This window comes from Ruegeria sp. CDSC042, assembly GCF_059610745.1.
Window position 1 is genome coordinate 343,909 of sequence record NZ_JBXWOF010000003.1, and the last position, 12,516, is coordinate 356,424.

Here is a 12,516-nt window from a genome sequence, read left to right on the forward strand (position 1 = left end):
AGTTACAGAAAATCATCGCGGCGGGGCGTGAAACTGTCGACCAATGTCCCAGGTTCCAGGCATGTGCAGCCATGGGTTTGGCCGGGCGGGATGACAAAACTTTCACCGGGGCCAAACTCTTGTTCGTGCTCACCCAATGTAAACCGAAATCGACCGCTTTCGACATAGGTCGCCTGCACATGCGGATGGCTGTGTAGAGCACCAATCGCCCCGGTCGCGTAAAACCGGAAGGCAACAACCATGAGGTCAGAATGATCAGATAGCACCTGCCGCGTGACATGTTCACCTGTAGAGACGATCGGGAAATTGGGCACAGGTTCTCTCCTTGCTTGTTAGGAAAACAGCATGCCACCGTTGAGATCAATGTTTGCGCCCGTGATGAAGGCACTGTCCTCGCAGGCCAGAAATAAAACGAGATTTGCAGCGTCATCGACATGACCCTGACGCTTTAGCGGTGCGTTGGCTTCAAAGCCGCGTCGACCAGCATCAGGTGTATGAACATTGTGAAAATCGGTATCGATCATGCCAGGACAAAGTGCATTCACACGAATGTCTGGGCCGACCTCTTTTGCCAAACCGCGTGTCATGGTCATGACCGCGCCCTTGGCTGTGGCATAGGCGACGGCACCCGGTCCACCACCATCGCGCCCGGCCTGACTGGCGAGATTGACGATAGTTCCAGACGTCATCCTGGACAGGCAAGCCTGCGTCATCAGGAATGTGCTGGTCAGATTCAGGCTCATCACGGCGTCCCAATGTTCAACAGACATTTCCGCAATGGTTTTGCGGGCGATCAGACCGCCTGCATTATTGACCAGAATATCGACGCCGCCAAAGGTTTCGACCGTGCGATACACAAGCGCGTCAACATCCGCCTTCTTGTTCAGGTCGCCCTGCACGGCAATCGCCTTACCGCCGTTGGCTTCGATTGCGGCAACAGCTTCATCCGCGCCGTTTGAGCTGGAAAAATAGTTGATCGCAACATTTGCGCCTTCAGAGGCGAGTTTGATCGCAACCGCGCGGCCAATATCACGGCCTCCTCCGGTTACAATGGCGGTTTTACCTGCAAGTTTCATGTCGGTCCTTCCTATTACAAAGCGCCAGCTTCGCTTGTGTCACGGGTTTCAGTTGGCGGCCCTCTCAGAGCGCTCACAGCGCAAGTTGAGACGCCATTATCGGAACGCCCCCGGCATAACTGCCTTTGGGAGCCACAGAATGATTTCGGGGAATGCCGCCAACAGAATGAGGATGACCAGCATTGGGGCAAGGATAAGCACGACCTCACGCAGGACTTGCACAACATTCAGGCCGCCAATTGCCGCTGAGATCAGCAGGCACAAGCCATAGGGCGGCGTCACCAGCCCGAAGGCAAGCGAAACGATACCGATGATGGCAAATGCGATTGGATCGACGCCACCCGCCTGTGCCACCGGCATCAGAACCGTGCCAAGAATGATGATTGTCGGGATTGCATCGATGAACAGGCCAAAGAGAAGAAACAGAAGGGCAATCAAGATAGCCGTTCCAAATGCCCCGAACTCCCAAGCAGTCAGAACGCTGACAATCAGGCGCGGCGCATCGTAGAACGACAGTAGCCATCCGAATGCCGAGGCGGTGCCGATCGCAAACAGAGAGATGGCTGCAAATCGTGCGGTGTCATAGAGGATCGTACCCAAATCTCTGACAGTGACCGTCCGATAGACAAACATGCCCAAGATCAGCGCATAACCCGCCGCAATGATTGCACTTTCAGTTGGTGTGACAAGACCACCTACAATACCGCCAATCACAAAGACCGGTGTCAAAAGGGCCAGTGCGGCGCCTTTCCAAGCAGCCCAGAATTCACCCCAGTTCGGCGTCGCCGTCACCGGGTAATTGCGGGCTTTTGCGAAACCATAGACTGTCGCCATCAAGGCGAGGCCAATCATCAAGCCCGGAATCGCACCGCCTAGAAACAACGCCCCGACTGAGACCTGCATTACGCCACCCCAGACGATCATCAGAATCGACGGCGGAATGATGACCCCCATCACCGAAGAGCAGGCCGTGATAGCAACGGCAAATCGTGTATCGTACCCTTCTTTCTGCATGGCCGGGATCAGGATTTTTCCGATACCCGCCGCATCCGCTGTAGAAGACCCTGAGATACCTGCAAACAGCATCGAAACCGCGACATTCACATGACCCAATCCGCCGGGCATCCATCCGGTCAGAACCCGCGCCAGTTCGATCAGCCGGTCAGTAACCTTGCCGGAATTCATCAGGTTGGCCGCCAGTAGAAAGAATGGAACGGCCAATAAGATGAAGGAGTTATAGGATTGGAACATCCGATCCAGCACGATGAACGGTGTCAGCCGCAGCTCAAGCAACACAACCGGGAGGGTCGCCAAACCCAATGCGAATGCCACTGGGATGCGGATGAAAATCAGCACCAGAAAGCCAGCAATAAGCATCGTGGCGGCAGTTGCAGTATCGAGGATCATGTCTGGCTGCTCTCTCGGTTTAGATATTTCGCGATGGTTTCGGACAACCGGTAGCCTGACAGGAGAAACCAAAACCCTCCAGCAATCGGGACCGATACGTGCGTGATCGCGAGGTTTGCACGCATCATTACAGATCGTTGGTTGCCCCCAAATTCGGTGTACTCGATGCCGTAAAATAGGAAGAAGCCCCCAAAAATCATGATAGCAACATGCACAACACCGTCTTGGAGGAGCCGCGGGAGTGAGCCAGTCGCATCCCGGGTGATCCGCACGTCAAAATGCGTGCCGTCCCAAACAGCGACAATAGACCCGATCATCACAATCCAGACGAACAGGAACGTCGCCAGTTCTTCGGTCCAAAGATAAGTTGGGATCAAACCGGTGTAGCGAGAGACAACTTGCATCGCGACCGGTATCGCCAATGCCCCCATCATCACGCCAAGCAATATACGAAGCCCAGTGCAGAACCTATCCAGATATTTTCCAAGCATGTTCCACCCTACATCGCAATGTGACGCGCCAAGCGCATCGGGATTTATGCCAACGGGCGAGTTTGATTACTTACTCGCCCGTCAGCTGGGAGATCACATTCCGCGAACGTTGTTGAGCAGTTCTGTCGCGCCCAGCTCTTCGGCATAGGCGTCCTGCACTGGCTGAACCAGTTCCAGCATTTTCTCGCGACCCTCAAACTCATGCACTTCGATCTGACCTGCGTCGATCATTGCCTGAAGTTTTTCGCCGTCCTGACCGCTCTCCAACGCGCGGCCAAAAGCACCGGCCTCGGTGCCGGCATCCATGATAGCGGCTTGCAACTCAGCAGGCAGTTCATCGAAGATTTTTGCTGACATCACAATTGGGCGCACAGTGATCGTGTGCTGGGTCAATGAGACATGCGGCGCGACTTCGTAGAACTTCAGGTTCTGGATCGAGGCTGCTTCGTTTTCGAACCCGGCAATAACGCCTGTTTGGATTGCGTTATAGACTTCGTTGTAGGCAATGGCAGATGGTGCCGCGCCAACAGCTGAGAAAGTCTGCGCCTGAATTGGGGCCCCCATGACGCGCATGCGGTGTCCGGCAAGTTCATCCATGTTTGTGATGGGCTCGGCTGAGGCCAGGTTCCGCACACCGCCGCCATGATACCCAACAATCACAATGCCAGCGGCTTCGCGCAGATCATCCTCAAGAGGTTTCAGCGCATCCGATGAAAGCACCGCATCCCAGTGTTCAAGATCACGGAACAGGAAAGGCATATCCATCAAAGGAATGGACTCTGAAAACACCGCCATGTTGGACGGGGCAAGGATCGTATAATCTACGGCGACACCTTGGTTGAGGTAGGTGACGTAATCGGATTCAACCCCAAGCTCACCATTCAGGCGCAGATCAAATTCGACCTCGCCATCATATTTCTCTGCGACCAGTCGTTCAAACTCGCGCAAGGTCTTAGTGAATGCATGTTCTTCATCAAACATGCTTGCCCCGCGCAGTGTGACATCAGCTTGCGCGGTCGAAACCCCGCCCAACAAAACAGCCGTCACAGCCAACGTCTTTAGTGAAAAATTGAACATTCTATCCTCCCAGATCAGGTTCAGGTCTTGTTTTCTTCCAGTCGTCTTTGACCGGCGATCGTGTTCGAAACCTTACAAGTGTTCACGCCAGATCAGCCTTCACCCCAATTTGGATGATCTGATTTCCTCCCAGCTAGCACACTTGCTCCGCCCTCGTTGATGGGCACACCCAACACGATAACTGGGATACTAGTCAACATAAATTTTCTAGATGCTCTTTAGATATGTGATATTTTCCTTTTAGAACAATGAATATAATGTAACCTAGTATCCTAATTTGCTCTATTAATTCTCTCTCTGATCTGCCACAATGTCGCCAAACAGAGGTGGAATACAAAAAATGGCAGCTTTGGGAACCCTTGAACGCACGACGAGTAGCGATGTTGTCTTTGACGAACTGTTTGGACAAATCACCCGCCTGGAGCTGCTTCCAGGGACAAAGATATCCGAAACGGATGTTGCGAAATCATTCGGGTTTTCACGCCAGCCTGTGCGCGAGGCTTTCACGCGACTTTCCAACCTCAATCTCCTTTTGGTGCGGCCACAACGCGCGACAGTTGTTCGACCGTTCTCACGCCAGCTCATCGCGAATGCCCGCTTTGTGCGTGCCGCAGTCGAATTGGAGGTCATCCGCACTGCCGTGTCAGATCGCGACAAGTCGGTAGACGCGGCATTAAAAGCTAACCTTCGTGAACAGGCGGATGCAATCTCAGCAGAAGATGTCAATTTGTTCCATGATCTGGACTACCAGTTTCACAAACTGCTTTGCGCCTCGGCCAAACAGGCGTTTGCGTTTGAAATCATCGCCGAAAACAAAGCACAGGTTGACCGCCTTTGCATGCTGGCGTTAACCAGCAAAGAAGCAATGGATGATTTGTATCTGGATCATCAATCTCTTTTAAAGGCCCTGTTCAGCGGGGATGCGTGGGCGGCGGATCAAGTCCTTCGTACGCATCTTGACCGTTTGACGCCAACCATTCAGGCGATCTACACAACGCATAACGCATACTTTGATGAATAGGTGGCTAGATATCGGATGGCTTTTCGCCTCATTGCCCTAGTCTAAATTCATACATATTAATATCGAGTAGTTTAAAAAAACCGCATGAACAAATTGCGGGTCAGCGGTTTTTCCCGCCTTTCACAGAAACTGATCCTGTCAACCACGCAAATGTTGCGGACTAGGGTATCTGCAACGCCAGCTTAACGCTTGGCAAAAGAAAGCAGCAAGGAGCTCTCAAATGTTTGATCTTGTTGTGGGGATCGCAGCGTCGACTGCCGTATTGGTGCGACCAAACATCTTTGGAATGTGCTGTTGAGCCTGACGCAAGTTCTATCGGGCTGCTAACCCAGCGCAATCAGCCTAATACTTACAATGAATGACCGCTATCGCTAGAGTGTTGGCCTTGTTCGCCACCGCAGCGAAAGTCCGATTTCCGCCCCTTGTGCCGAAAGCTATGTGTTGCAAATGGAGATAGCGGTGGCTTATCCCCCGCACCACATTCTACCGCTGGTATGATCGGTATCTGCAGCGCGGTGAGGCTGGTTTGCATGATCAATCACCAAAGCCAAATCATGTCTGGAACCGGGTGCCCACCGAAGTGAAGCGCAAGGTTGTGGATCTCGCTCTGAAAGAGACGGAGCTGTCGTCGCGCGAGCTGGCCGCCACGTTCACCGATCAAGAGCGCTATTTTGTGTCGGAATCTACAGTGTATCGCACGCTCAAGGCGCATGACCTGATCACCAGCCCTGCCATCATCGTGCTGAAAGCCGCGAATGCGTTTGAGCATAAGACAACAGCCATCAACCAGCTTTGGCAGACCAACTTTACCTATCTCAAGGTTCTGGGTCGGGGCTGGTTTTATCTCAGCACAATTCTGGACGATTACAGCCGCTACATCATCTCATGGAAGCTCTGCACGAACATGCGGGCTGAGGATGTGACAGAACCCTCGATTTAGCCTTGCAGGCCTCCGGATGTGATCAGGCCCATATCGTCCACAAACCAAGACTGCTCAGTGACAACGGCTCAAGTTATGTCTCTGGCGATTTGGCTGAATGGTTGAAGGACAAAGGCATGAAACACAGTCGTGGTGCGCCGTGTCATCCGCAGACCCAAGGTAAAATCGAACGATGGCATCAAACTTTGAAGAACCGCATCTTATTGGAAAACTACTTCCTGCCAGGTGATCTCGCGGCCCAGATCGAAGCCTTCGTCGATCACTACAACCATCAGCGATATCACGAGAGCCTAAACAACGTCACACCCGCCGATGTCTACTTCGGGCGTGACCAAGCCATTCTGGAGTAACGAGAAAGGATCAAGCGGAAGACGTTCGAAGCGCGACGTTTGCATCACAGTCAGCGCGCAGCATAATCACACAAATCAGATGAGCCGAACACTCACTTAGTTTACGCCGCTCTTGGTTCCAAAAACTCTGACGACGGACACTCAATATGCGGAAAAGCTGATGGCACAGGAAACCGGCGGGAAAGACCCGGACCAACGCGACGGGTCCTGATCCCGGGTTTGCGTGCAAATTTGAAAAGGAATTGCTGGACCTCGCTCTTCCCAGAGTAAGCAGCAAAAGCAGTGGCGACGAAAAACATCAACAGGGACCGCCAATGCTTTAGGGCCAGCATCTTCACCTCCTCCCGAAGATGCTGGCCCAATCCACGTCTGCAATCGGAGCGACAAGGCGATTGTCCATCTCAGACATCATCAAAACTTTGCCATTCGCCGACTCTATCCAGCCGACCAAAACGAGATCTGCGATCACTTTCGACGGCTCGACGCCGAGTCTCGGCGCGCGCGGTTCTGTGGGACTGTCAGCGACGAGAGTCTGACGACCTAAGTTCAGAGCATTCCTCATTATGACAGCATTCTCTGTGGCGCGTTTGCAAAAGGGCGTCGGAGGGGCGTCGCCGAACTCCGCGGTGACGACCAGACCGGATCTACAAAGACGGAAGCCGCCTTTTCTGTCGAACCTGATTGGCAAAACATCGGAATTGGTGATGCGCTGTTCGAGCGTATTATCGCAATCGCGCGGAAGTGGGGCATCAGTTCAATTGAATTGATGTGCCTGCGAGAGAACCGCCGCATGAGGCATCTTGCAGCAAAGCACAATGCTCGGCTGTGCATCGATCAGGGCGTTGCTAAAGCCGTTTTGCATCCAAACTGGTCATCGCCCTCCTCCCAAGCCGCAGAAGTCGTTGGTGAAGTCAGGGGATTTCGCTTGTTCATTTGAGTGGAGGGAGAAGCAAACGTCCCGAAACGTTGCGTTAGCACATACTCGAAAACTCTCAAAGTCCCGCAAAGTGGACCAAGCACCGTTCTTGCCGGCTAGGCTCTCATCAAATGCCCGAAAGAGATCTAAGGTGCGACACGACCTCGTCCGAACCGTGGCCGGCTTTCAGGCAGGCAAATACCACCGGCAGATCGCCCCGCATTCTCGCGGCGTCTCGGCGCATGACGTCCAAAGATGCCCCCACATGAGGGGCAAGGTCGGTTTTATTGATGACTAGGATGTCTGACCTGGTGATTGCGGGGCCACCCTTGCGTGGGATTTCCTCGCCTGCGGCCACGTCGATCACATAGATTGTCAGGTCCGCCAACTCCGGGCTGAAGGTGGCCGATAGGTTGTCGCCACCGGATTCGATCAGGACGACCTCTACGTCGGGGTGACGCAGCCGCATCTCGGCCACGGCAGCCAGGTTGATCGACGCGTCTTCGCGAATCGCCGTATGAGGACAGCCGCCGGTTTCCACTCCAATCACGCGATCCGAAGGCAGGATTTGCATGCGCATCAGAGCTTCGGCGTCTTCTTGTGTGTAGATGTCGTTGGTGATGACGCCGATCGAGTGATCGTCTTTCAAAAGTTCGGCAAGCCTCGCGGTCAGGGTCGTCTTTCCTGCACCGACCGGGCCGCCGATACCGATGCGCAAGGGGCCGTTGAGTTGTGTCATGATTGGAAGAGCCTCGGTTCAAGAGTTTCGTGGGCCATCGCGGAGATGTCTGAGAAAAAGGCGTTGCCAAAAACGTCCGTGGTGTCCGCATTTCTCGTGTCTTCGGCGACCTGAAGGCAAAAGGGCTGCAAGTTCAGGATCACCCGTTGACCGGCCGTCTGCCCGATGGGGCTCAGGCGGATGGCCGAGGAGGTCAGGTTTGCGACAAAGGCCTGCAGATAGAGAACGGCAGTCGTATCGATATCCAGCTCTGCCAATCTAGCGGCGCGACCGACGGCAACGGGCAACAGCATGTCAGGCAGCGCCAAACCCCAGACAGCATTAACCGTCGCAACAAAGGCAGCGCCCTGCCTTTCAGCTTCGCGCAGACGCTCTTGAGCGGTGGCAAAGGATCGTGCTTTCGCATCCATCTCCAATGGGTCGTCGGCAGCATAAGCCAGCCGCATCCAGATCGCATCAGCGCGACCTGAGCCATCACTCAGGCAATCTCTCAGCCAGTCTTCCAAACTGGTCGCGTCGGCAATCCAACCCTCGTTGATCGCTGTTTCAAGTCCGTGCGAATAGGCGAAGGCCCCCACTGGAAACGCGGGCGACAGCCATTGGGTCAGCGTCAGTAAGTGCGCATCAATGGGCGTGGGCATGGGCCGAGTGTCCGTGATCGTGCGCATGGGTGCGCCCGTGACCATAGGCGCCGCCTTCCGGAGTGAAGGGTTCGGTGACTTGGGTCACTGTGGCACCGAGGTGGCTCAGCATATGAGCGATGACGGGATCATCCTGGATCAAAAGGCGGGTCGCCTCGATCTGACAAGGTGTGTGGCGGTTGCCGATGTGCCAGGCGAGGCGGGGCAGGTCTTGCCCGGAAACGGCCAATAGGTTTTCGGGTGCCGCCGTCACTTTGACCAGACGTCCATCGCCCAGTTCCAGCACGTCGCCATCGTTCAGGGATACGGTCTGTTCGAAGTCCGCGACAAAGGACCAGCCTTCGGTCGTTGTCAGTTTCTTTCGCCGGAAAAATCGGGCGTCGTAGGTCAACGCGCAGTCCGCTATCGCATTGTCTGATGTGCATGCGGGATGGAGCGTTTGTGCAATGGGAATATCGGTCATGAGGCCTCAATACAGAAAATACCGCTGCGCCATGGGCAGCTCGGTTGCAGGTTGGCAGGTCAGCAATTCGCCATCAGCCCGCACCTCATAGGTTTCGGGGTGCACCTCGACCTCGGGCATGGCGTCGTTCAGGACAAGATCCGCTTTGCCGATACCGCGCGTGTTCTCCACCGGCAAACTTGTCTTGGCCAATCCAAGCGCATCTCCCAGTCCTTCGGAGTGTGCCGCCTCGGAAACAAAGGTCACTGCATTGGCTTCCAGCGACCGGCCAAAGGCCCCGAACATCGGGCGGGTATAGACCGGCTGCGGTGTCGGGATCGAAGCGTTTGGATCGCCCATCTGCGCACACACAATGCTGCCGCCCATAAGGATCATCTCAGGCTTCACACCGAAAAACGCCGGGTTCCATAGGACCAGATCGGCACGTTTGCCTTCTTCGATCGAACCGATGTGCTTTGACAGCCCGTGTGCAATGGCCGGGTTGATCGTGTATTTCGCGATATAGCGACGGACACGGAAATTGTCGTTGTCGCCGACCTCCTCGGCCAAGGCGCCCCGCTGTTTCTTCATCTTGTCAGCGGTTTGCCAGGTGCGAATGATCACTTCGCCCACACGCCCCATGGCCTGGCTGTCTGAAGCGATGATCGAGAACGCCCCCATGTCGTGCAGGATGTCTTCGGCGGCGATGGTCTCGCGCCGGATGCGGCTTTCGGCGAAAGCCACATCCTCTGGGATGGATTTATCCAGGTGATGGCAGACCATCAGCATGTCCAGATGTTCGTCCACTGTATTGACCGTAAAAGGTCGGGTCGGGTTGGTCGACGACGGCAGAACATGGGCCTCGCCACAGATCTTGATGATGTCAGGGGCATGGCCGCCCCCTGCGCCTTCGGTGTGGAAGGCGTGGATGGTGCGGCCCCTTATGGCGGCGATGGTGTTTTCGACAAAGCCGGATTCGTTCAGCGTGTCGGTGTGGATCATCACCTGAACGTCCATGTCGTCCGCCACAGATAGGCAACAGTCGATTGCGCCGGGCGTCGTGCCCCAATCCTCATGCAGCTTCAACGCGCAGGCACCGCCCTTGACCTGTTCCTCTAAAGCGGCGGGGAGCGACGCATTCCCCTTTCCCGCAAAGGCGAGGTTCATCGGAAACGCATCCGCCGCCTGCAGCATCCGCCCAATGTGCCACGGTCCCGGTGTGCAGGTCGTGGCCAGCGTGCCATGGGCCGGGCCAGTGCCGCCGCCCAGCATTGTGGTTAGACCAGAATACAGAGCATCCTCGATCTGTTGCGGGCAGATGAAATGAATGTGGCTGTCGAACCCACCGGCCGTCAGGATCTTGCCTTCGCCAGCGATGGCTTCAGTGCCAGGGCCGACGATGATGTCGACGCCGGGTTGTGTGTCTGGGTTGCCCGCCTTGCCGATCTTGTGGATCTTGCCGTCTTTCAAACCGACGTCCGCTTTGTAGATGCCGGTTGCGTCCACGATCAGCGCGTTGGTGATAACGGTATCCACCGCACCCTCGGCGCGCGTGGTCTGAGCCTGACCCATGCCGTCACGGATCACCTTGCCGCCACCGAATTTGACTTCTTCGCCGTAGGGACCTGTCAGGTCCTTTTCCACTTCAATGATCAGGTCAGTATCGGCCAGTCGCAACTTGTCGCCGGTGGTGGGGCCGAACATGGCGGCGTAGTCAGAGCGGGGGATTTGGGTGGGCATCAGAGATCTCCCATCACAAGCTGGTTGAACCCGAAGACACGCCGTGCGCCGCCAATCTGGATCAGTTGCACCTCGCGCCGTTGACCGGGTTCAAACCGCACGGCTGTCCCGGCTGCGATATCCAGACGCATGCCGCGTGCGGCGTCGCGGTCGAAATCGAGCGCCGCGTTGGCCTCGCCGAAATGGTAGTGTGAGCCGACCTGCACTGGTCGGTCGCCCGTATTGGCGACCATTAGCGTGATCGGCTCCGCCCCTGCGTTCAGAGTGACCTCACCCTCCGCCGGAAAGAGTTCGCCGGGGATCATTGGCGTCTGCGGACACGGACCGCCTTGCGCTTGGCCAAAACAACCGCAGCGCCGATCAGCATCAAGGCGACGGGCACAGCCCAATCCCCCGAATGCCCATGTGGGAGGCTTGCGGGGTGGGCCAAGGCGGGCGAGGCCAGAAACAAGGCGGGAATAGCGTAACGCATGAGAGACTCCTATCGGATGGGATTGTGGACGGTGACCAGCTTGGTGCCGTCCGGAAAGGTGGCTTCGACCTGCACTTCGTGGATCATCTCGGGGATGCCTTCCATGCAGTCGTCGCGGGTGATGACCTCGGCGCCTACCTCCATCATGTCGGCGACCGAGCGGCCATCGCGAGCGCCTTCGACGACCGTGTCGGTGATCAGCGCGATGGCCTCGGGGTGGTTCAGCTTGACGCCACGGGCAAGGCGCTTGCGGGCCACTTCGGCAGCCATGGCGATCAGCAGTTTGTCTTTTTCGCGGGGGCTGAGTTGCATGGGTCAGAGGCTCCAGGATTTCGGCAGGGTGGTTTCGGTCAGGCGCTCCAGCACCGGCACCAGCCATTGGCGCAACAGATAGGAATCGGCGGCAAGAAGTCGGATGGTCAAAAGATCGGGCGCGACAAGGCTTGCGCCGCCGGTCTTTGGCAAAAGTTGTCGGACAATAGGCAAATGCGCCTCGGCACGCGGGCCGAAGTAAAGGGCGCTGGCAAGGGCGGTCATGCCGCCTGCGATGGCCGGACGGTCAAGACTGGCGCTGATTGATCCGGTCAGGTTGATGCGGTCCCAATAGATCGGGCGACCATCGTGGCGCAGGGTGATCCGGTCGCGAAAACTGCCCGAGATACGGGTTTCGCCCATGGCGCGGCGACCGAAGACGACGGGTTCGACCAGCACGGCCTCGGCTCCGTCGGTGACGTCCACGTCAAGGCGACGGTTGAGACAACCACCGTCAAACATGATCAACTCTTGCGGCAACCAATGCAGTACCGCGCCCTTGGCGACAGACAGGCGCGTGCTGATACACGCAGCGCCAGATGTGCTGCGATAGGCACGTTCTGCGGCTTGGGTTGTCAGGATCAGGCGGCTGTCCGGCCCGGCGCTGGCCGAAGCCTCAAACCGGTCGCCGCCTGTCAAACCGCCCGAGGTGTTCAGCACAATGGCTTCGACGGCATCGTTGCGACGCGGAAAGGCCACCTTACTCGCGCCCGAGGTTCTGAAGCGGTCAATGCCTGTGCGTCCGTCACGGCATTTGGTCGACAAGGTCATGGCACCGATGGATCTCGGGGCGGTGTTCGCCTCTCGTGATGCCAGATGTGGTTGACCCATGCGTCTGTCGCCCCCGGTACTCGACCCGCATGGTTCACCATGCACATTGGGGTGTGATCCA

At 56.3% G+C, this 12,516-nt stretch carries 15 protein-coding genes and 1 pseudogene; 3 read left to right on the plus strand and 13 right to left on the minus strand.

Features of this window, described 5'->3' with window-relative positions; translation table 11 throughout:
- Positions 1-2 precede the first annotated feature (2 nt).
- From AC2FHX_RS09395 to AC2FHX_RS09415, 5 genes are all read right to left on the minus strand, one after another.
- Positions 3-314 carry a cupin domain-containing protein gene (locus AC2FHX_RS09395; RefSeq protein WP_271952736.1) on the minus strand — a complete coding sequence of 104 codons (312 nt, stop codon included), beginning with the start codon at positions 312-314 and terminating at the stop codon, positions 3-5.
- An 18-nt stretch (positions 315-332) separates the two neighbouring features.
- The gene (locus tag AC2FHX_RS09400; RefSeq protein WP_271952733.1) at positions 333-1,076 is read right to left on the minus strand and encodes an SDR family NAD(P)-dependent oxidoreductase; all 744 of its coding nucleotides are present in this window, start codon (positions 1,074-1,076) and stop codon (positions 333-335) included.
- Positions 1,077-1,172: 96 nt separating this feature from the next.
- The gene (locus AC2FHX_RS09405) at positions 1,173-2,483 is read right to left on the minus strand and encodes a TRAP transporter large permease (RefSeq protein WP_271952730.1); all 1,311 of its coding nucleotides are present in this window, start codon (positions 2,481-2,483) and stop codon (positions 1,173-1,175) included.
- Positions 2,480-2,974 (minus strand): TRAP transporter small permease, encoded by a 495-nt coding sequence (locus AC2FHX_RS09410; protein WP_496701377.1) that lies wholly within the window; start codon positions 2,972-2,974, stop codon positions 2,480-2,482. Before AC2FHX_RS09410 ends, AC2FHX_RS09405 begins: the two co-directional genes overlap by 4 nt.
- 93 nt (positions 2,975-3,067) lie before the next feature.
- Positions 3,068-4,051 (minus strand): TRAP transporter substrate-binding protein, encoded by a 984-nt coding sequence (locus AC2FHX_RS09415; RefSeq protein ID WP_496701379.1) that lies wholly within the window; start codon positions 4,049-4,051, stop codon positions 3,068-3,070.
- Positions 4,052-4,391: 340 nt separating this feature from the next.
- Between AC2FHX_RS09415 and AC2FHX_RS09420 the strand changes: the two genes are divergently transcribed.
- From AC2FHX_RS09420 to AC2FHX_RS09430, 3 genes and pseudogenes are all read left to right on the plus strand, one after another.
- Positions 4,392-5,072 (plus strand): GntR family transcriptional regulator, encoded by a 681-nt coding sequence (locus AC2FHX_RS09420; RefSeq protein WP_271952726.1) that lies wholly within the window; start codon positions 4,392-4,394, stop codon positions 5,070-5,072.
- Positions 5,073-5,538: 466 nt separating this feature from the next.
- Positions 5,539-6,428: pseudogene (locus AC2FHX_RS09425) on the plus strand (IS3 family transposase); the annotation flags it as partial.
- Between the two features lie 505 nt (positions 6,429-6,933).
- A complete protein-coding gene (locus AC2FHX_RS09430; RefSeq protein ID WP_496701461.1) occupies positions 6,934-7,299 on the plus strand; it encodes a GNAT family N-acetyltransferase in 366 nt (121 codons plus the stop codon).
- A gap of 106 nt (positions 7,300-7,405) precedes the next feature.
- Here the strand turns inward: AC2FHX_RS09430 and ureG are convergent, their stop codons facing one another.
- From ureG to AC2FHX_RS09470, 8 genes are read right to left on the minus strand one after another with little or no spacing between them, the layout of a single operon-like run.
- Complete coding sequence (gene ureG / locus AC2FHX_RS09435) at positions 7,406-8,017, minus strand: urease accessory protein UreG (RefSeq protein ID WP_142639053.1); 612 nt, start codon at positions 8,015-8,017, stop codon at positions 7,406-7,408.
- Positions 8,014-8,658, minus strand: coding sequence for an urease accessory protein UreF (locus tag AC2FHX_RS09440; protein WP_496679840.1), 645 nt, complete (start codon positions 8,656-8,658; stop codon positions 8,014-8,016). Before AC2FHX_RS09440 ends, ureG begins: the two co-directional genes overlap by 4 nt.
- Positions 8,642-9,121 (minus strand): urease accessory protein UreE, encoded by a 480-nt coding sequence (locus AC2FHX_RS09445; protein WP_282022499.1) that lies wholly within the window; start codon positions 9,119-9,121, stop codon positions 8,642-8,644. The genes AC2FHX_RS09440 and AC2FHX_RS09445 overlap by 17 nt, the downstream gene beginning before the upstream one ends.
- 6 nt (positions 9,122-9,127) lie before the next feature.
- On the minus strand, positions 9,128-10,840 hold the full coding sequence (gene ureC, locus AC2FHX_RS09450; protein WP_142639059.1) for an urease subunit alpha: 1,713 nt from the start codon (positions 10,838-10,840) through the stop codon (positions 9,128-9,130).
- Positions 10,840-11,145 carry an urease subunit beta gene (locus tag AC2FHX_RS09455; RefSeq protein WP_142639060.1) on the minus strand — a complete coding sequence of 102 codons (306 nt, stop codon included), beginning with the start codon at positions 11,143-11,145 and terminating at the stop codon, positions 10,840-10,842. The genes ureC and AC2FHX_RS09455 overlap by 1 nt, the downstream gene beginning before the upstream one ends.
- Entirely contained in the window at positions 11,142-11,312 is a 171-nt protein-coding gene (locus AC2FHX_RS09460; protein WP_282022498.1) for a hypothetical protein, read from the minus strand. Before AC2FHX_RS09460 ends, AC2FHX_RS09455 begins: the two co-directional genes overlap by 4 nt.
- A 9-nt stretch (positions 11,313-11,321) precedes the next feature.
- Positions 11,322-11,624, minus strand: coding sequence for an urease subunit gamma (locus tag AC2FHX_RS09465; protein WP_496701382.1), 303 nt, complete (start codon positions 11,622-11,624; stop codon positions 11,322-11,324).
- A gap of 3 nt (positions 11,625-11,627) precedes the next feature.
- On the minus strand, positions 11,628-12,455 hold the full coding sequence (locus AC2FHX_RS09470) for an urease accessory protein UreD (protein ID WP_496701384.1): 828 nt from the start codon (positions 12,453-12,455) through the stop codon (positions 11,628-11,630).
- Positions 12,456-12,516: the final 61 nt, after the last annotated feature.